The sequence below is a fragment of the Salmonella sp. 2018103 genome (assembly GCF_026247685.1).
Taxonomy (GTDB): Bacteria; Pseudomonadota; Gammaproteobacteria; order Enterobacterales; family Enterobacteriaceae; genus Salmonella; species Salmonella enterica.
This window is the reverse complement of sequence record NZ_CP111029.1, coordinates 3794241-3812674: the sequence shown is the minus strand read 5'-3', so window position 1 is coordinate 3812674 and position 18434 is coordinate 3794241. Positions and strand designations below refer to the sequence as shown.

Sequence of the window (18434 nt, the reverse complement as noted above, 5' to 3'; positions counted from 1 at the left end):
GCGTATTAGTGCCTTGTGAATACAGAAATACTGCATAGCGATGTTATTTATTATTAATTTAAGTACTTTTTGAGAGGTTATACTGTGGCGCTACATTGAGTAGATAACCGTTAATGAAAAAATGATGAACGACGCTTTTGCTAAAGATAATAATGAGAATTCATTACACTCTTTTCTTTTTTCTCAGCAGGCTAAACCTCACGCGGCGATTGATGCCTTATTTTCGGCCTTGTTGCCATTTGGTCAACCGTTTACGCTGGGTATCGGCGATGAGTTTTATTTACAGGCAAATGATGAACACTACATTGTATTACTGGAGTCTGGCGTTGTTTCTTTCTGTCATAATGACAAACGACTCCATATATCTTCATCGTTTGCGCCATCGGTCGTGGGTATGGTTGACAGCTATGGCGCTACCTATAATGTCCCCGCGCGACCGGAACACTTTTTGCTCGCAGAAACGGTTTGTACCGGTAGATTTGTTCGCCTGCCGGATTTTATAAAAATCGCCGATGAATGCGATTTGTGGCACGACGTGGCCCGTTGTCTGGCTTACCGTCTGATGGTGATGAGCGCGCGCGATCGTGAATTAGTCGGCGTCGATTCTTATCTGAAAGTTCGGGCGCTGCTGACTGAAATCTGGGCTTATCCACAGGCCTACCGGGAAAGCATTATCGTGTTGAATTTTATTCAACGGCGTACCGGGATATCGCGCAGTCGGACCATGAAGATTCTGTCTGAACTAAAAAAAGGCGGGTATATCCATATTGATAATGGGCGGCTGACGGCGCTCGGAAAACTGCCAGTGGCGTATTAATGTACTATACGCAACGATATATTTACATATCTCGACTGAATTTGCCTGATATCGTTAATAGAATGTTTTACTGAAGGTTGTTATGAAGGTTATTTTTAAAAAGTCAATATGGCTAAAGGAGATAGGCCGAACGACTGGTGTAAAGTTAATATAAAACAATAAGTTATGCCTAGTCCTATAAAACCAAATGTCGATGATTGCAACTTGCCGTTGGCTTGCTAATAATTAATAACATCGTTATCTCATTATAACGTAAAGATTAACTCACGACGTTGAGTGGCTGTTTTATTGCTTCTGACATTTATATCAGAACAAGAAGACACTTTTTTTCGCATAAGAAAAAGTCGTGATATTGCTGTGAAGAAATATCAGCAGCCGTTTCGTTAAAAAAATCTGATTACCCTCATTTTTATATTTAAAAGGAGCTTGAATGAAAAAGCCTGTACTAGCATTAATGGTCTCTGCAATTGCCTTTGGCGGAATGTTGTCCACCGCGCAAGCGGATACTACAACCGTCACTGGCGGTACGGTAAATTTTGTCGGACAGGTCGTTGACGCTGCCTGTTCTGTTTCCGCTGACTCTGTCGATCAGACCGTGACATTAGGCCAGGTTCGCGCCAGTAAATTAACCGAGGCCGGTATGGTGGCGAATCAAAAAGAAGATTTCACCATTAAACTGGAAGACTGCGATACTCAGACCAGCCAGAATGCGGCGGTGATTTTTAATGGCCAACAGGACGCAAACCAGCCGGGGTCGCTGGCGAATACCGCTGGGGCAGGTTCGGCGACGAATGTGGCATTACAACTTTATGGACCAGATGGCCAGGCGCTGAATATCGGTGAATCGTCCAGTACTGTTACCTTGAACGATGGCGAAAACGTTATTCCGCTTAGCGTGGATTATATCGCTACCGGTACGGCGACTGCTGGTAATGTTACCGCGACGGCGACATTTAGCATGGTTTATTCCTGATTCCTTATCGGGATTTTTTTCTCGTCTGTTGGGAGGCGAGAAAGGGGAGTTACGCGCGTCACTGCGCGTAACAAACCGACGGCATCAGGATATTACGCAGATGAAAAAAAACGTACCGATTTTCCTTCGATTATTGCTACTGCTGTCGGCGGCCGGCCTGTCGTTTGCCGCGCAGGCGGGAGGCATTGCGCTGGGCGCGACCAGAGTGATTTATCCGCAGGGAAGTAAGCAAACCTCCTTGCCGATTATTAATTCTTCTGCCAGCAATGTTTTTTTAATTCAGTCATGGGTCGCCAATGCCGATGGTTCACGCTCGACGGATTTTATCATCACGCCGCCTCTCTTTGTGATCCAGCCTAAAAAAGAAAATATATTACGTATTATGTATGTCGGGCCGTCATTACCGACCGATCGCGAAAGCGTATTTTATTTAAACAGTAAAGCGATACCCTCTGTCGATAAAAATAAATTGACCGGCAACTCCCTGCAAATTGCGACGCAAAGCGTGATTAAGCTATTTATTCGCCCGAAAAATCTGGCGGAGGCGCCAGCTCATGCCCCGTCGACGCTTCGCTGCCGTAACGAGCGCGGCCAGCTAACGATTACTAACCCTTCGCCGTACTACGTTTCGATGGTTGAACTGTACAGCGCGGGGAAAAAACTGCCGAATACTATGGTACCGCCGAAAGGCGCGATCACTCTCCCGGCGACGCCCGGCCAGGTATCTTTGCGCACGGTAAACGATTTTGGCGCAACGACGCCAGCACGCGTTTGTCCAGCTTCATGATGTTATGCGTAATCAGCTTTTCATGACGCGATATTACTCCAGCGTAGCTAAACCCGTATTAACCCCGCTGGCGTTGGCTATCGCACTGGCGCCTGCGCCGGGGTGGGCGGAAAACTATTTCAACCCGGCATTTCTGTCTGACGACCCGTCTGCGGTGGCCGACTTATCGACCTTTTCCCGTAATGCCCAGGCGGCGGGGATGTATCGCGTTGACGTTTACCTGAACAATACGTTTCTCGCGACCAGAGACATTGCCTTCCAGGCGGTGAAAACGACGGCAAAAAGCGCGCCCACCGATGACAGCGGATTACGCGCCTGCCTGACGCCTGAAACGCTTAAAAATATGGGGGTAAACACCGGGGCGTTTCCACTGTTGGCGAAGGCGGCGGCGGGAAGTTGCCCGGATCTCGCCAGTGCGATACCGGCCGCCCGGACCCGCTTTGATTTTGCGCAGCAACGTCTCGACATTAGCATCCCGCAGGCGGCGATGGTTGCCAGCGCCAGAGGCTATATCCCACCGCAATACTGGGATGAAGGTATTAACGCGTTGTTATTGAATTACACCTTTACCGGCGCGAATAGTCAGGATTGGAGCCCAGGCGGCAGTGCGGAGAACAGCTATTTTCTTGGATTGAATAGCGGCCTTAATCTGGGGGCCTGGCGGTTACGCGACTACTCCACATGGAACGCGAATAGCGGCGATCAGAATAGCGACAGCGACTGGCAGCACATCAGTACTTATCTGGAACGTGATGTGGTCTTTTTGCAGGGAGAACTGACGGCAGGCGATAGTTATACCCCCTCCGCATTATTCGACAGCATTCCTTTTCGCGGGCTACAACTGGCGTCTGACGACAATATGTTGCCAGACAGCATGAAAGGCTTCGCGCCGACCATTCACGGCATTGCCAGAAGCAACGCGCAAGTGACCATTCGGCAAAACGGCTACATCATCAATCAGCGCTATGTGCCGCCCGGGGCATTTACTATTAATGATCTCTATCCCACCGCCGCCAGCGGCGACTTGACTGTGGAAGTCAAAGAGTCTGACGGTTCTATTAATCGCTATAACGTGCCCTATTCCGCCGTGCCGATTCTACAACGAGAAGGGCGGCTGAAGTATGCGGCGACGGTGGCGGAGTATCGCAGCGATAGTAGTCAAAAAGAGAAGGTGAAATTCAGTCAGGCGACCTTGATATGGGGGTTACCGCATGGTTTTACGCTGTATGGCGGAACACAACTTTCCAGTCATTATCACGCGCTGGCGATCGGCAGCGGCGCAAATCTGGGCGACTGGGGCGCGGTGTCGCTGGATGTCACCCAGGCTACCAGTACGCTGGCGGATAATAACACCTACCAGGGGCAATCGCTGCGTTTCCTGTATGCCAAATCGCTTGCACAGTCAGGAACCAATTTACAGCTTATGGGCTATCGCTATTCAACCTCGGGCTTTTATACGCTGGATGATACCACGTGGAAACGGATGAGCGGCTATGACGATGACAGTCGGACTGACAGCGATAAAAGCAGGCCGGAATGGGCGGATTATTACAATCTTTATTATACCAGGAGGGGGAAAGTACAACTCGATATCAATCAACAGCTAGGCGGGTTGGGATCGCTTTTTATTACCGGCAGTCAGCAAAGTTACTGGCACACTGATGAAAAGGATTCTTTGTTGCAGGTGGGATACAGCGATACGCTGGCGGGTATTGCATGGAGTGTTTCTTATAACAATAACAAATCCGCAGGCGATGCGGAGCGCGATCAAATTTTCGCGCTGAATATCTCGGTGCCGCTAAGTCAATGGCTGCAACACGATGATGAGGTTACGCGCCATCACAATGTTTACGCTACCTTTAGCACCAGTACGGACAAACAGCATAACGTTACGCAGAATGCGGGCCTTAGCGGCACACTGCTGGACGAAAACAATCTTAGTTACAACATACAGCAAGGTTATCAGAATCACGGTATTGGCGAAAGCGGCTCCGCCAGCCTGGAATACGATGGGGCGAAAGGCAACGCCAACATTGGCTATAACGTTAGCGATAACGGCGATTACCAGCAGGTGAATTATGGCCTGAGCGGCGGCCTGGTGGCGCACGCGCATGGAGTGACGCTAAGCCAGCCGCTGGGCAATACCAATATTTTGATTGCCGCGCCGGGCGCAGCCAACGTCGGCGTTGTCGACCAGCCGGGTATTCATACGGACGCGCGTGGCTATGCGGTGGTGCCGTATGCGACAACATATCGCCAAAACCGTATGGCGCTGGACGTTAACGCGATGGCTGATGATGTCGATATTGATGACGCGGTGACTCGCGTTGTGCCGACCGAAGGCGCGCTGGTTCTGGCCCGCTTTAAAGCGCGAGTCGGCGCGCGTGCCCTGGTAACGCTGAATCATAACGGTAAGCCTGTACCCTTTGGCGCAACGGTGACGGTGAATGATCGTCATGCGGAGGCGATTGTTGACGAGGCCGGGGAAGTCTATCTTTCCGGGTTGTCAGCGCAAGGCATTCTGCACGTTCGCTGGGGGAACCTGCCGGATCAACAGTGTGTCGCGTCCTATCATCTCTCTTCCTCCCGTCAGATTCTGAGTCGACAACATGCGGAGTGTCATTAAATGAAAATACCTCTTTTATTTGCTCTGCTGGTGGGAAGTGTCGTATCGCAGTACGCATTCGCAGACGTGTGTAAAAACGTTAACGGTGTACCTTCCAGTATTAATTACGATTTAACGACCACTCTGACGGCAGAACAAAACCAGGTGGGAAAGACGGTTCAACTGGAAAAAAGCCAGGAAGTTAATGTACAGGCGGTGTGTCCCGCCGGCGCGGCGACCAATAGCCAGACTTATCGCTCCTATGTGTCGCCATATCCGATCGTAGAAACGAGCGGTAACTGGAAATATTTAAAGCTGGACCCGGACTATCTTGAAGGCGGAATGCGAATTGAGGATTCTTCGGCGGGCGATATCTATCCGCCAATGAACAATGTCCTGATGGGATATGATGAAAATGTGAAAGCGGGTCAACCGTTTTACGTTCGTGACTCAAATCTGGAGTTTCAGCTCAAAATTGTTAAACCGTTCGTCGGCACGGTGAATATTAGTCCTAAGACTATGTTCAATGTTTATGTCATGACCGCCGCAGGCGATCCGCTGACAGATGTCGTGTACAGCATTCTTTATAGTGGAACGGTGACCGTACCGCAAAGCTGCGAAATCAACGCCGGACAAACGATTCTGGTGAATTTCGGCGCATTGTACAGTGGCAATTTCAACCATGCAGGCCAAAAGCCGGAGGGGGTACGAGCGAAAAAATTTAGCGTACCGGTAAAGTGCAGCGGCCTGGATTCGCAGGTCAATTTAACAATGCGCCTTATCGCTACGCCGGATAGCCACGTTCCCCAGGCTATCGCTTCGGATAATGCGGATGTCGGCGTAGTGGTCGAAACCGATGAAGGAAACGCGCTTATCCCCAATGATGCACAGAGCGTCGCGCCTTTTATCACCGATAGCGCCGGACGCGCTAACATCACATTGCAAGCCTACCCGGTGAGTACAACAGGCGAAACGCCAGCGGAAGGGGCGTTTACCGCGCTGGCCAGCCTGCGAGTGGACTTTGACTAAATGAACAGATCACACTGCGCTCTTTTTGCCATGGGACTGATGCTGTGTCCACAAATCAATGCCAGCGCTGACGACCTCGCTTACAACCTCGAATTTACCGGCACTATTGTGGCGCAAACCTGCGACATAGATATTTCCAGTCTCAGTCAAAGTATTGATTTAGGGCAGTTTGCAGTTGGCGATTTTCCTTCGACAGGAACAACGACAAAATTTAAGCCCTTTAATATCAACCTCAAAAATTGTTCCCGAGGAATTGCCGGGGCGAAGATCTGGTTTACCGGCGAACCCGATCCGGACAATCCCGCGCTACTGGCGATCACCGATACCGGGATGGGAAGCGGAAACATGTTAGCAAGCGGGGTTGGGGTGGAAATTCTGAATGATGATCAGGATACCATCAGTATCAATAATGCCGACTCAGTGGTCTATCCGTTGAAAGCCGGACGCAACACGCTGTCTTTTTATATTCGCTATAAATCGACCCGGCCTACGGTCACGTCCGGGAACGCGACGGCGGTCATGTATTTCGATATGCAGTATGAATGAGGAGCCATCGTAATTATGCGTAACGATATCCTGTACGGCATCGGGATGCTGCTGGCGGCATCCGGCGTCCAGGCGCACGATGGCCGGGTCTATGTCTCCGGAACCATCACGGACAATACGTGTTCGCTCTCTCCAGACTCGGAAAATATTAACGTGGCGATGGGCGCGGTTTCTCAACGGCAGTTTTATCGCGCAGGCGACGGTTCCGCATGGCAACCTTTTGCTATCGATTTACAAAACTGCGGCAGCACTGCCAGCGGCGTAACGGTCAGTTTTAGCGGTGCGGCGGACAGCCGTAATACGGATTTATTGGCGCTTACCGCAGGGGAAAGCGACGCTTCAGGCATTGGGATTGCGCTTTATGACCAAAATAAAACCTTAATCCCACTGGGGCAGGAGAGTGATGTAGTGACGCTCAGTCCGGGCCAGGCGTCGGCGCATCTGCAATTTTACGCGCGTTATCTTGCCGATGGCGGCACGGTAACGCCCGGGGATGCCAATGCCTCCGCAACCTTCATTCTTGCCTATGAATAAGTTCTTTTTACGCTGCGCAATATATTGGTGCTTGCTTCCCATATCATGGGCGCAGGCTGGCGTGGTGATTGGCGGTACTCGCTTTATCTATCATGCGGACGCCCCGGCATTAAGCGTACCGGTAAGTAACCATTCAGAAGCGTCCTGGTTAATTGATACGCATATTTTACCTGGCGGCCGCTGGCCCGGAACCAAAAACGAAGGGAATATCACGCCCTTCGTGGTCACGCCGCCATTATTTATGCTTTCAGCGCGCCAGGAAAACACGCTGCGGGTGGTTTATACCGGCGAACCGCTACCCGCCGACAGGGAAAGTCTGTTTACCTTGAGTATCGCCGCTATTCCCTCCGGTAAACCGGAAGCGAACCGTGTACAAATGGCGTTTCGTTCGGCTTTAAAATTGCTCTATCGCCCTGAGGGACTCGCCGGCAATCCGCAGCAGGCCTACCGGCATCTGATCTGGTCGCTTACCCCTGATGGCGCGACGGTACGCAATCCGACACCCTATTACGTTACGCTCTTTTTATTACGCGCTAACGAGCGCGCCCAGGACAACGCCGGGGTCGTGGCTCCCTTTGCAACGCGTCAAACGGACTGGTGCCGGCACACGGTTCGCTGCACTGTGCGCTGGCAAAGTATTAATGACTATGGGCGGGTAATGCCAGCGCAAACCGTGGATCTGACGCGTATTCATTAACCTATTTTTCAGGCGTCTCCCGATAGCGGGAGGCTTTCCGATCTTATCGAACGAGACTTTTATTATGTATTATCACGCGTTAAAACTTTCCCGACTGGCGATGTTGACGTTGGCAGGCGTTGCCGTATCCGCCTCGGCAATCGCCGCCGATTCTGCCCCGACGTCGCAAATTGGTCCGACGGCGGAAGCCTACATCGTCAGTCATCCGGATAAAGTGGGAGAGGTGGTGGCAACGTATTTGGCCGAACATCCGGAATTTTTGGTCGCCGCCAGCGAGACATTGCATCAGCGTCAGCAGATTGCGCAACAACAGGCATATGTTCAACTGGCATTACAGTATCGTGCTGAGTTGCTCAGTAGCAGCAGTCCTTCCGTTGGGCCCAACGAGGCAAAAGCGGCGGTGGTGATGTTCTTTGATTACCAGTGCTCGTGGTGTAGCAAAATGGCGCCTGTGGTCGAAAACCTGATTAAGGCGAACCCGGATACCCGGTTTATTTTTAAAGAGTTTCCTATTTTTTCCTCCCGCTGGCCGGTATCCGGACTGGCGGCCAGAGTCGGCGAACAGGTATGGCTTACCCAGGGCGGGGCGAAATATCTCGACTGGCATAATGCGCTTTATGCCACAGGGAAGGTGGAAGGCGCGTTAACGGAACACGATGTCTATACCCTGGCGCAACATTATCTAACGCCGACGCAGTTGGCCGCCGTAAAAGAAGCGCAAAGCAGCGGTGCAGTACATGATGCGCTCCTCACTAACCAGGCACTGGCGCAGCATATGGATTTTAGCGGCACGCCTGCTTTTGTCGTCATGCCTCAGACGCAAAACGGTGATGTAAAACGGGTGACCGTGATCCCGGGAAGCACGACTCAGGATATGTTGCAAATGGCGATTCAGAAAGCGAAGGGATAGTGTTCACTTGTCGGGAAGCGAAAGCTTCTCGTTATTAACCGCCACCAGAAGTGCAGGAAGGCTTATTATGCATGTCAGACACTATGTGGTGCCCGCGTTGTGGTTGCCGCTCATGGTTATCGGTGCGGCGCAGGCGGGAAGCCAGATACGGTTTCAGGGAACGGTTGTTGAAGCAGGATGCTGGAATGAGACGGGGGTACTGGAAGTGCGTTGCCATCGGCAGGACGGTATTGAGCGCCATATTATCGTGGAGAATATGACTACGTCGATCGCTTCACCGTATGCGATGGTGGAACCTCATTACCTGGATGAGGACAAACAGCTGGCGCTGCTGCGGATTATTTATGACTGAACATAGTATGCACATCTGAAGGAGGCATAATAACGGTGGTTAAGTGCTCCGTTGCTTAAAAACAGAGATGATAACCACCGAAAATATCCGCTTAGTGATCGCCTTATCTTCTCGTACAGCGCTAGAGGCGTATTGGAAGATAAAATAAGGCGAGCATCGCCAGAAATATAGAAATGATTACTGCGATGATATTTTTATGTCGGTATGGTTTTTTACAGGTATAGGGCTGGGGAAGGTCGCTTGTATCAATAACGATCTTTTCATTTATTTTTATACCATGCCTCGGTAAGGTCATAAGTAATTCCTGTAAACCTATTTTTAAGATTGGGGCGTAATAGATAAATTGGCTGTGTCAGGTTAGTATCGCTGATAAATTTGCCCCGTTCCCCCCAAACGGCGTACGCAACACCTTCACGGATAATCAATTCATGATGTGCGTTTTCTATTAAATAGCTCAGGCGCCGGGCCCGCATAAATGCTATTTTGAAAGCTGCATTACTGCTCAAAGACGTGATTTTTCTTAATCATTTATTGTAAATAAACTCATTATTTATTTTATGCTGTCTCATGATTACTCCATTTGTGCTTTCAGGCCATGATATCCCACTTGTTCCGTATAGTCAGCATCGTTGCAACGTGTCCGCTATGCTATGAGCAAGGATAGGTTGGGGCGACAGGCCTGAGAAATCAACTGTCATTAAACTGGCTAAATTGTTTAAGTGAAATAAATGTTATTGTTTTTGTGTTCTTTTTATAAGCATGTTGATCCTGTTTTATCAATATTTAATGAGGTATGCATATAACGCGTCGTTTAAGGATTCTTAAACCATTTTTTTGAGCGACAAATAATATGTGTGTCATTATTTTTTATTCAATTGATGAGAGTTGTCTGTTGTGATTCATTAATTTGAAAATGCGGTTGGTCATAAAAAAGGACATAAAAATAATATTTTGCTGCCGTTTATGTTTAATTTTATTAAGTGTTGCTATGATTTTAGGTTAAGCATTTTTTATGTGCTTGAATGATAATTTATGTTACCTGGTGTAACGTTTATTTCGGCCTATTGGTCGGTCTTATGGATGCTATAGGATATAGGTAAAAAGAACTAAATAAATATTCGATGATGACTTGCTTTCTCAGGGTGAAATTTTATGAGTTAATAGCGGTATAAAATATTTTTATGATTTTTTTGTTATTGCGTTATACGTAGTGACTATGCTGCACATCTTCAGAATATTACGTTGGACGGGCAGAGAAATTGCCTCTGCATTGCAGAAGTCTCATAACGTATAGTCTGGAGATCATTATGTACGTAAATTAACAGTCCTCACTCGTCATGCCTGTACCAAGAGCGCTGATGAATCAGAAAATTGATACCGATAACGCGATGGTGCAAAACCATAACGCCATATACCAACAGCTCCTCGACCAAATTCGTGAGGACAATACATATAAACATGCCGTTATTACCCTTAATCCTTATGGCACCGCGCCGTTAAGCCTTTATCCTGGTGTCTGAGTTGAAAGCAGCGAACCGGGTATCGTGGAGTTTCTGGTTTTTGACAACGGTAATTACCGTTCCCGCGAAGATAATATCAATCTGCCGCCATCGGATAACGACCGCATGAGAGTTGTTTTATTTATTGATGTCGTCAACACGCATGGTGTGATCCGGAACGATATTATTGATATGTTCCATATAATCAGCAATTTCCTGCGAGGTTTACAGCCCTTTAATGCCTTTGACATTTTTACCTTTCGTGAAGTCAAATCCGCCACGGCCTTTACCGATAAAGGAATCCAGTGCGACGGTACTGAATGTACTGTCTGCGACCTGTTTACCTTTGATATCAAATTTGACAATACGCTGTACCAGCGGTTTTGTGTTGTAGTGTTTGAATTTGGCCGTTTTCGACACATGCTGCATGCCGTTCTTCGGATCGGCTGCATGAGACATCATCGCCTTCAGAGCGTTACCGCTAATTTCCACGCTCATTACGTCGTTAGTAAAAGGATACATACTTAGAACATCACCGATCAGGTAATCATCGTCATATCAATAATGGTGTGATGGAGGGCACCGTTGTAGTGATGGCTGAGCTGGCAGGTTTTCAGGTATTGCTTACAGCGATAGAGTTGCACTCCTGAGGGGGAAATGACCGTTTCGGATCCCTCCCTGAGTTACGGAACAGCGGGGCAAATCACATCAATCTTTGTTATCAGTTATCCAAAAGGTAAAGCTTAGTACAACACTAAATCTGCGGTATGACCTAAAAAGATGAAGTGTTGATTTAATAATAAACATTGAGTTATTTTTTATAAAAAAACATTTCTCGACACATTATTTTTAAATACTTTTATCCTGCGTGATGTGAGATTTATATCACTATTCTATAACTAGATTTGGTTAAACTTTGACACCGGAGTAAAACATATTCATTGATGAATAAAATATAACTATGGGAAATATATTCAATGTCTCTGATAAAGCGAACAGTATTATTTAGTCTCTTACTTACAATATCTACTGTTTTTAGCCATTCTGTACATGCACTGGAATATAAGAATTCATTTGGATCAATTAATGCCGGTTATGCTGACTGGAATAGTGGATTCGTCAATGTACATCGTGGGGAGGTGTGGAAAGTAACTGCTGACTTTGGTGTCAACTTCAAAGAGGCAGAATTCTATTCATTTATTGAAAGCAACGTGTTAAATCACGCTGTTGCTGGAAGAAATCATACTGTTTCTGCCATGACTCATGTACGACTCTTTGATTCAGATTATACTTTCTTCGGCAAGATATATGGTCAATGGGATAACTCATGGGGCGATGACCTCGATATGTTTTATGGAGCGGGGTATTTAGGTTGGAGCGGGAGTTGGGGGTTCTTCAAACCCTATATTGGTCTGCATAATCAATCTGGTGATTATGTCTCGCAGAAATATGGGCAGACAAGCGGCTGGAATGGCTATGTTATTGGCTGGACTGCAGCCTATAATTTTAATTTATTTGGTGAAGATTTTGTTTTATCTGACTGGAATGAAATCGAACTAGATAGAAATGACGCTTATACGGAGCAGCAATTCGGTCGAAATGGATTAAATGGTGGATTAACACTGGCATGGAAATTTTATCCCCGCTGGAAAGCTACTGTGACATATCGTTATTTCGCGAACAAACTAGGTTATGACGGATATGGAGACCAGATGATTTATATGGTCGGATATTCATTTTAAATAAAATCAAAGGAGTTGAAATGAAAAAAACAGTCATTGCCAGCATGATTGGACTGGCGCTTTGTGCGACAAGTACGATATCTGTCGTGCACGCGGCTGCCGAAAAACGCCCGAACTTGGTTTTTATTGTGGCAGATGATCTTGGCTATGGTGATTTGGCGACTTACGGTCACCAGATAGTGAAAACCCCGAATATTGACCGCCTGGCGAAAGAAGGGGTCAAATTCACTGAATACTATGCGCCGGCTCCTTTGTGTTCTCCTTCCCGCGCCGGGATGTTAACAGGCCGTATGCCCTTCCGCACCGGTGTACGCTCCTGGATCCCTGAAGGTACTAATGTTTCTATTGGACGTAACGAATTGACCATAGCCAATCTGCTGAAACAGCAGGGTTACGATACCGCGATGATGGGTAAACTGCATCTCAACGCCGGGGGCGATCGTACCGATCAGCCGCAGCCGAAAGAGTTAGGTTTTGATTACTCGCTGGTGAACCCGGCTGGCTTTGTGACCGATGCTACGCTGGATAATGCCAAAGAGCGCCCGCGTTACGGCGTCGTTCACCCAACCGGCTGGATGCGTAACGGCAAACATATTGATCGTGCCGATAGCATCAGCGGCGAATTTGTCAGTTCTGAAGTGGTGAACTGGCTAGATAACAAGAAAGACGACAAACCGTTCTTCTTATACGTTGCCTTTACGGAAGTTCACAGCCCGCTGGCCTCGCCGAAAAAATACCTCGATATGTATTCACAATACATGAGCGAATACCAGAAGCAGCATCCCGATCTGTTCTACGGCGACTGGGCGGATAAACCGTGGCGCGGTACCGGTGAATATTACGCCAATATCAGCTATATGGATGCGCAAGTCGGTAAAGTACTGGATAAAATTAAAGCGATGGGGGAAGAAGATAATACCATTGTCATCTTCACCAGTGATAACGGCCCGGTGACGCGTGAAGCGCGTAAAGTCTACGAGCTGAACCTCGCAGGCGAGACTGACGGTCTGCGCGGACGTAAAGATAACCTGTGGGAAGGCGGTATTCGCGTTCCGGCAATTATCAAATACGGTAAACACATTCCACAGGGCGTCGTTACCGATACGCCGGTGTATGGTCTGGACTGGATGCCGACGCTGGCGAACATGATGGATTTCAAACTGCCGACTGATCGTACATACGACGGGCAATCGCTGGTTCCGCTGTTGGAGCAGAAAACGTTAAAACGTAATAAGCCGCTGATCTTCGGTATTGATATGCCGTTCCAGGATGATCCGACCGATGAGTGGGCGATCCGCGACGGTGACTGGAAAATGATCATCGATCGTGAAAATAAACCTAAATACCTCTATAACCTGAAAAAAGATCGGTTCGAAACGCTGAACCAAATTGGCAAACAGCCTGAAATTGAAAAACAGCTGTATGGCAAGTTCCTGAAAATGAAACAGGACATCGATAACGACTCATTAATGAAAGCCCGTGGCGACAAACCAACGCCGGTGACCTGGGGCTAAAAGGATAATTATAAAAAATTAAGTATGCCACTTAGGGCTCTGCCCGCCTGATTCAGCGCCCTCGTGCTGAGTCAGGTTCTTTTATTTTAGGGATACGGAAAATATGCAACGGAAAAGCTGTCAGGTAATGATCAAACCGACCGGGTCGGTGTGTAATCTTGATTGTAAATATTGCTTCTATCTGGAAAAGGAAATGCTCTATCCCGATAGAAAAAACCATTACAAGATGACGGAAGAAACGCTAGCGTTGTTTGTGCAACAGCATATTGCGGCGCAGGACGTAGATGAAGTGATTTTTGCGTGGCAGGGTGGGGAACCGACGCTGATGGGGCTGCCATTTTACCGCCAGGCGGTAGCGCTCCAGCAACGTTATGCTAATGGAAAAGCCATCGTTAATACTTTTCAGACCAATGGCATTCTGATTGATGATGAATGGGCAAGATTCTTCAGGGCGCATGACTTTCTGGTTGGTATTTCGATTGATGGCGATGCGGCGCTGCACGACGAATGGCGGGTAACTCGCGCAGGGCAACCTACCCATCATAAAGTTGAACAGGCGATAAAATGCCTGGCGAGTCATGGCGTTGAATTTAATACTCTCACGGTGGTGAGTCAGAGCAATATGCTACACCCGCAGCGGGTTTATGCGTATCTGAAATCTATCGGCAGCCGCTATATGCAGTTTATTCCGCTAGTGGAAAGAGCGGCAAATAAAGACGGAATGCTGGCGCATCCGCAGGACGAGAAAACCGCAGTAACCCCCTGGTCAGTGGACGGATTACAGTTTGGAAAGTTCCTGAATGCCATTTTTGATATCTGGATCCGCGAAGATATTGGTGATATCGGCATTCAACTCTTTGAACAAACGCTGGCGGCATGGTGTGGACTCCCCCCTCAGGTTTGCGTTTTTGCGCCCGTTTGCGGTAGCGCTTTTGCAATGGAAATGAATGGCGATGTGTATAACTGCGATCATTTCGTTTACCCGCAATATAAGCTCGGCAATATTAACGACACGCCGCTGCGTCAGATGAATAATAGCGCGCAAAACCAGCAGTTTGGTCTCGATAAAAGCCGCACGATGGCGCAGGAATGCCATACCTGCCCGTGGCAATTCGCCTGTTATGGCGGTTGCCCTAAACACCGCTTTTTGCCTTCGGCTTGCGGACCGATGAAGCAAAACTATCTTTGTGCCGGCTATCAGTGCTTTTTCTCTCATACCGCACCGATGATGAAAGCGATGAAAACCCTTTACGTAAATAACCTGTCACCGGCGGAGATCCGGTCTGTTTTTTTTAAGTAATGCTCAAGGAGGAACGCATGTTTGCCAATATTAATGTGGACTGCTGTAAAACGCCGGGATGTAAAAATCTGGGCGTGTTGAACAGTCCGGATTATGTCCGCCAGGGAAAAGATGTTCTTTGTCGGGAATGTGGTTTCCTGTTTCCTGTTATTTCCGCTGGGGCGTTAAATCTTTTTCGCCACACGGTAAACCGGGGATGGAAAGGCCTGGTCAAACAGTGTCCTGCCTGCGGCAGCACCTCATTAAAGAAATACGGCTTCTCGACTCAGGGAGAACACCGCATGGCGTGTAGTCAGTGTCGGAAAACGTTCATCGTCCCCGAAAAGGCAAAAAGCGATTGCCGACAGGACGAGCTGGCAACCCTAATTAAGGAAGGAACATCGCTTGCCGGGATCCGCTCACAGCTGAAATTAGACAGCACAGGCCTTAACCGGGCGCTGTTTAAACTATCCCGTAATGCAAACCTTGCGGAGCGATGCCAGCAGTTTCCGGCCTTCGATATCGCACTCAGCACCCGCGCTTTCCGGGTGAACTATAACGGTGGAGACAGCAGCCTGTATGTTCTGGTGACGGCAGAAGAACAAAGCGGAAGGGTGGTGGCGATTTCGTCAAATTATTCAGCACAGCCGCTGGATAAAGCCTGGCAGTATCAGTCGTATTATGAAGAACGGCTACCTCCGGGAACACTGGCGCATATGGTGCAACGTAAGGAAGCGATTACAGCGCGCCGCGAAACTTTATTTGATATCGATTACGGTCCGGCCTCGTTATATAAGAATGACTCCGGAATGATCGTAAAGCCGGTGTTGCCTGCCTACCGCCATTTTGAACTGGTGCGGATGCTGACGGACGAACGCTCCTTAAACGTTCAGCATTACCTCGATCATGAATGCTTTATTCTGGGGGGATGCATGATGGCGAACATGCCGCATGTCCATCAGGGCCGTTGCCATATTTCATTTGTCAAAGAACGCGGTACGACGCCGCTGCAAAAAGATATTCCGCCACGCCTGTTTTTAAGCGGCGGTATCCGTAACAATGTCTGGCGTACTTTTTCTACCCGCGATTATGCTATGGCGGTGTGTAATCTCACCGGTAATAAAAAAATTACCCAGCAACGTTATGCTACGTTACAAGGCGCGACGGCGTTCATTAATTATCTGTATGCGCATCCTTTTTTGGCGCAGCTTAATCGTCTGTCACCGGCAAATGTGACGGCAACGCTGGATTATCTGAAGTATGAATATAATCAATCCCGTAAGGTCGGATAACGCATCGCATGCCGTGTGATAGAGCTGAATCGATGGCTTTTGATTATCAGCCCAACCCTCTCCAGCGTATCTATTTCGTTGTTCCAGCAAGGAACGACAACGATATACTGGAGAGATCATGGGGCCGTTCAAACATCAAAAGAATACGCTTCTTGGCCCGTGTCTTGCCGTCAATCAGAGGATTGATAAGCAAAATGCGATGGTGCTCAACCATACGGCGATTTATGAGCACAGCCTCAGCCAGATTACAGAAAGTAATACAGTACAAAATGCGTTGATTATTCTTAATCCGTTTATGGCCGCGCCATCTCTTGCCAGCCTGGCGAGAGCGATATTATCGATCCGCAGGCGGGCAGCGAGGCGATGGGGCTGCTAATTTTACAGGAGATTGCGCCTACGGAGAAAACCGTGCTTTTTGAAGCGACCATGACGTCAGGTTACTACAAAAACGCGGAAACGAACGGGGAAGGCTATCGCTACGATATTACCAGTTTCCGGGTGTATAAAATGGATCTGTACGCGTAGCGGTCTATCATCAATGACTGACCGCACTAAAAAAGTCCGGCGTAAGTCGGACTTCATTTCGTAAAAAACGAGCTATTCATCATATATAATCTAATTTTAACGATGAGTCAGGCGAGGTAAGATAGTAGATTCGAAGAATTCACCTGATTGAGAGAATAAAAAGTGAAACATCTGCACCGATTTTTTAGCAGCGATGCCTCTGGGGGCATCATTCTCATCATCGCCGCTGCGCTGGCTATGCTGATGGCCAATATGGGCGCGACCAGTGGATGGTATCATGATTTTCTGGAGACGCCGGTTCAGCTACGGGTTGGGGCGCTTGAAATCAACAAAAACATGCTGCTGTGGATCAACGATGCGCTGATGGCCGTGTTTTTCCTGTTGATTGGTCTGGAAGTTAAGCGTGAACTGATGCAAGGCTCGTTAGCCAGTCTGCGCCAGGCCGCTTTTCCGGTGATTGCCGCCATCGGCGGGATGATTGTACCGGCATTGCTCTATCTGGCCTTTAACTACTCCGATCCGGTCACTCGCGAGGGCTGGGCTATTCCTGCCGCGACGGATATCGCCTTTGCGCTGGGCGTGTTGGCGCTGTTGGGCAGCCGGGTTCCGCTGGCGCTGAAAATATTCCTGATGGCGCTGGCAATCATCGATGATCTCGGCGCCATCGTTATTATCGCACTGTTTTATACCAGCGATCTTTCTATCGTCTCGCTGGGCGTGGCGGCGTTCGCGATTGCCGTGCTGGCGCTGCTGAACCTGTGCGGCGTCAGACGGACTGGGGTATATATTCTGGTCGGGGCAGTGCTGTGGACGGCGGTACTGAAGTCCGGCGTTCACGCGACGCTGGCAGGCGTCATTGTCGGCTTCTTTATTCCGCTGAAAGAAAAACACGGTCGCTCGCCGGCGAAGCGTCTGGAGCATGTTCTGCACCCGTGGGTTGCGTACCTGATCCTGCCGCTCTTCGCTTTTGCGAATGCCGGCGTTTCTCTTCAGGGCGTCACGATTGACGGTCTGACCTCCATGCTGCCGCTGGGAATTATTGCCGGTCTGCTGATTGGTAAGCCGCTGGGGATTAGCCTGTTTTGCTGGCTGGCGCTGCGTTTCAAGCTGGCGCATCTGCCGCAGGGGACCACTTATCAGCAAATCATGGCGGTCGGCATTTTGTGTGGCATTGGCTTTACGATGTCCATCTTTATCGCCAGCCTGGCATTTGGCAATGTCGATCCGGAACTTATTAACTGGGCGAAATTGGGCATTTTGATTGGTTCATTGCTCTCCGCAGTGGTGGGGTATAGCTGGTTGCGCGCGCGTTTGAACGCGCCGGCATAACCAG

16 protein-coding genes and 4 pseudogenes are annotated in these 18434 nt (G+C 48.7%); 18 read left to right on the top strand and 2 right to left on the bottom strand.

The genetic code is table 11. The features are described 5' to 3' along the window. The first annotated feature begins 121 nt into the window (after positions 1-121). The 10 genes from OLG56_RS18430 (at position 122) to OLG56_RS18385 (ending at position 9250) form a co-directional block, all read left to right on the top strand. Positions 122-817 (top strand): winged helix-turn-helix transcriptional regulator, encoded by a 696-nt coding sequence (locus OLG56_RS18430; RefSeq protein WP_000980522.1) that lies wholly within the window; start codon positions 122-124, stop codon positions 815-817. A gap of 430 nt (positions 818-1247) precedes the next feature. Next, a complete protein-coding gene (locus OLG56_RS18425; protein ID WP_000743357.1) occupies positions 1248-1790 on the top strand; it encodes a fimbrial protein BcfA in 543 nt (180 codons plus the stop codon). Positions 1791-1890: 100 nt separating this feature from the next. After that, on the top strand, positions 1891-2577 hold the full coding sequence (bcfB, locus tag OLG56_RS18420) for a fimbrial biogenesis chaperone BcfB (protein WP_000742551.1): 687 nt from the start codon (positions 1891-1893) through the stop codon (positions 2575-2577). Positions 2578-2581: 4 nt separating this feature from the next. Further along, positions 2582-5203 carry a fimbrial usher BcfC gene (gene bcfC, locus OLG56_RS18415; protein ID WP_080191813.1) on the top strand — a complete coding sequence of 874 codons (2622 nt, stop codon included), beginning with the start codon at positions 2582-2584 and terminating at the stop codon, positions 5201-5203. Continuing rightward, complete coding sequence (locus OLG56_RS18410; RefSeq protein WP_000701256.1) at positions 5204-6211, top strand: fimbrial protein BcfD; 1008 nt, start codon at positions 5204-5206, stop codon at positions 6209-6211. Continuing rightward, positions 6212-6757 (top strand): fimbrial protein BcfE, encoded by a 546-nt coding sequence (locus tag OLG56_RS18405; RefSeq protein WP_001082038.1) that lies wholly within the window; start codon positions 6212-6214, stop codon positions 6755-6757. Positions 6758-6772: 15 nt separating this feature from the next. After that, positions 6773-7291, top strand: coding sequence for a fimbrial protein BcfF (locus OLG56_RS18400; RefSeq protein ID WP_020437683.1), 519 nt, complete (start codon positions 6773-6775; stop codon positions 7289-7291). Then, positions 7257-7988 (top strand): fimbrial chaperone BcfG, encoded by a 732-nt coding sequence (gene bcfG, locus OLG56_RS18395; protein WP_079982276.1) that lies wholly within the window; start codon positions 7257-7259, stop codon positions 7986-7988. The genes OLG56_RS18400 and bcfG overlap by 35 nt, the downstream gene beginning before the upstream one ends. Before the next feature lie 64 nt (positions 7989-8052). Further along, positions 8053-8898 (top strand): DsbA family protein, encoded by an 846-nt coding sequence (locus OLG56_RS18390; protein ID WP_000291393.1) that lies wholly within the window; start codon positions 8053-8055, stop codon positions 8896-8898. Between the two features lie 67 nt (positions 8899-8965). After that, on the top strand, positions 8966-9250 hold the full coding sequence (locus tag OLG56_RS18385; protein WP_000558466.1) for a hypothetical protein: 285 nt from the start codon (positions 8966-8968) through the stop codon (positions 9248-9250). A 121-nt stretch (positions 9251-9371) separates the two neighbouring features. Here the strand turns inward: OLG56_RS18385 and OLG56_RS22395 are convergent. Next, positions 9372-9765: pseudogene (locus tag OLG56_RS22395) on the bottom strand (winged helix-turn-helix domain-containing protein). 822 nt (positions 9766-10587) lie between these two features. Between OLG56_RS22395 and OLG56_RS18375 the strand changes: the two are divergent. Continuing rightward, a pseudogene (locus OLG56_RS18375) lies at positions 10588-10767 on the top strand (arylsulfatase); the annotation flags it as partial. A 120-nt stretch (positions 10768-10887) separates the two neighbouring features. Here the strand turns inward: OLG56_RS18375 and OLG56_RS18370 are convergent. Next, positions 10888-11286, bottom strand: a pseudogene (locus OLG56_RS18370) (5'-nucleotidase C-terminal domain-containing protein); the annotation flags it as partial. Positions 11287-11726: 440 nt separating this feature from the next. Between OLG56_RS18370 and OLG56_RS18365 the strand changes: the two are divergent. The 7 genes and pseudogenes from OLG56_RS18365 (at position 11727) to nhaA (ending at position 18430) form a co-directional block, all read left to right on the top strand. After that, on the top strand, positions 11727-12491 hold the full coding sequence (locus OLG56_RS18365; protein ID WP_000052612.1) for an outer membrane protein OmpK: 765 nt from the start codon (positions 11727-11729) through the stop codon (positions 12489-12491). Positions 12492-12511: 20 nt separating this feature from the next. Then, complete coding sequence (locus tag OLG56_RS18360; RefSeq protein ID WP_000754364.1) at positions 12512-14005, top strand: sulfatase family protein; 1494 nt, start codon at positions 12512-12514, stop codon at positions 14003-14005. 103 nt (positions 14006-14108) lie between these two features. Then, positions 14109-15305 (top strand): anaerobic sulfatase maturase, encoded by a 1197-nt coding sequence (locus OLG56_RS18355; RefSeq protein ID WP_001189142.1) that lies wholly within the window; start codon positions 14109-14111, stop codon positions 15303-15305. A gap of 17 nt (positions 15306-15322) precedes the next feature. Continuing rightward, entirely contained in the window at positions 15323-16576 is a 1254-nt protein-coding gene (locus tag OLG56_RS18350; RefSeq protein ID WP_115396340.1) for an IS1/IS1595 family N-terminal zinc-binding domain-containing protein, read from the top strand. Between the two features lie 118 nt (positions 16577-16694). Continuing rightward, on the top strand, positions 16695-16952 hold the full coding sequence (locus OLG56_RS22390) for a hypothetical protein (RefSeq protein WP_000528977.1): 258 nt from the start codon (positions 16695-16697) through the stop codon (positions 16950-16952). Beyond that, positions 16874-17101: pseudogene (locus OLG56_RS22385) on the top strand (aryl-sulfate sulfotransferase); the annotation flags it as partial. The gene OLG56_RS22390 and the pseudogene OLG56_RS22385, both read left to right, overlap by 79 nt. A 162-nt stretch (positions 17102-17263) precedes the next feature. Beyond that, positions 17264-18430, top strand: a complete 1167-nt coding sequence (gene nhaA / locus OLG56_RS18340) for a Na+/H+ antiporter NhaA (protein WP_000681340.1) — start codon at positions 17264-17266, stop codon at positions 18428-18430. Positions 18431-18434: the final 4 nt, after the last annotated feature.

What these genes read in the sequence shown, in the direction of transcription:
- OLG56_RS18430 (WP_000980522.1), top strand. Translation starts at nt 122, where the DNA reads ATGATGAACGACGCTTTTGCTAAAGATAATAATGAGAATTCATTACAC.
- OLG56_RS18425 (WP_000743357.1), top strand. Translation starts at nt 1,248, where the DNA reads ATGAAAAAGCCTGTACTAGCATTAATGGTCTCTGCAATTGCCTTTGGC.
- bcfB (WP_000742551.1), top strand. Translation starts at nt 1,891, where the DNA reads ATGAAAAAAAACGTACCGATTTTCCTTCGATTATTGCTACTGCTGTCG.
- bcfC (WP_080191813.1), top strand. Translation starts at nt 2,582, where the DNA reads ATGCGTAATCAGCTTTTCATGACGCGATATTACTCCAGCGTAGCTAAA.
- OLG56_RS18410 (WP_000701256.1), top strand. Translation starts at nt 5,204, where the DNA reads ATGAAAATACCTCTTTTATTTGCTCTGCTGGTGGGAAGTGTCGTATCG.
- OLG56_RS18405 (WP_001082038.1), top strand. Translation starts at nt 6,212, where the DNA reads ATGAACAGATCACACTGCGCTCTTTTTGCCATGGGACTGATGCTGTGT.
- OLG56_RS18400 (WP_020437683.1), top strand. Translation starts at nt 6,773, where the DNA reads ATGCGTAACGATATCCTGTACGGCATCGGGATGCTGCTGGCGGCATCC.
- bcfG (WP_079982276.1), top strand. Translation starts at nt 7,257, where the DNA reads ATGCCTCCGCAACCTTCATTCTTGCCTATGAATAAGTTCTTTTTACGC.
- OLG56_RS18390 (WP_000291393.1), top strand. Translation starts at nt 8,053, where the DNA reads ATGTATTATCACGCGTTAAAACTTTCCCGACTGGCGATGTTGACGTTG.
- OLG56_RS18385 (WP_000558466.1), top strand. Translation starts at nt 8,966, where the DNA reads ATGCATGTCAGACACTATGTGGTGCCCGCGTTGTGGTTGCCGCTCATG.
- OLG56_RS18365 (WP_000052612.1), top strand. Translation starts at nt 11,727, where the DNA reads ATGTCTCTGATAAAGCGAACAGTATTATTTAGTCTCTTACTTACAATA.
- OLG56_RS18360 (WP_000754364.1), top strand. Translation starts at nt 12,512, where the DNA reads ATGAAAAAAACAGTCATTGCCAGCATGATTGGACTGGCGCTTTGTGCG.
- OLG56_RS18355 (WP_001189142.1), top strand. Translation starts at nt 14,109, where the DNA reads ATGCAACGGAAAAGCTGTCAGGTAATGATCAAACCGACCGGGTCGGTG.
- OLG56_RS18350 (WP_115396340.1), top strand. Translation starts at nt 15,323, where the DNA reads ATGTTTGCCAATATTAATGTGGACTGCTGTAAAACGCCGGGATGTAAA.
- OLG56_RS22390 (WP_000528977.1), top strand. Translation starts at nt 16,695, where the DNA reads ATGGGGCCGTTCAAACATCAAAAGAATACGCTTCTTGGCCCGTGTCTT.